The sequence below is a fragment of the Neokomagataea anthophila genome (assembly GCF_018122595.1).
Taxonomy (GTDB): domain Bacteria; phylum Pseudomonadota; class Alphaproteobacteria; order Acetobacterales; family Acetobacteraceae; genus Gluconobacter; species Gluconobacter anthophilus.
Genome location: NZ_JAGRQH010000050.1, coordinates 1 through 268, shown reverse-complemented (window position 1 = coordinate 268; position 268 = coordinate 1). Strand labels below are relative to the sequence as shown.

Sequence of the window (268 nt, the reverse complement as noted above, 5' to 3'; positions counted from 1 at the left end):
AAGTGATGACCGGCGGATGTAATATAATCAATAGAGGCATTACTTTCTCCACCAATACTACGAACGCCACTCATAATCCCACTGATATCGGAAGAACCGTCAAATGTCTGTCCAAAAATCTTTCGGGGCGTTCGAAGCTTATTTGCCGATGCTATGTTCCCATCCTCAAATGCTATACTCCGCCAAGACGACCAAACACCATCCCATCTTTGACGAAGAACCAAACTACTATTGTTTGCTCCATGCTGCAATTGTGATACATAGTAAT

1 protein-coding gene is annotated in these 268 nt (G+C 42.9%); it reads right to left on the bottom strand.

The genetic code is table 11. The features are described from left to right. A partial coding sequence (locus KB213_RS12050) for a hypothetical protein (protein WP_211683476.1) occupies positions 1–224 on the bottom strand: 224 nt, incomplete at its 3' end. Positions 225–268 lie beyond the last annotated feature (44 nt).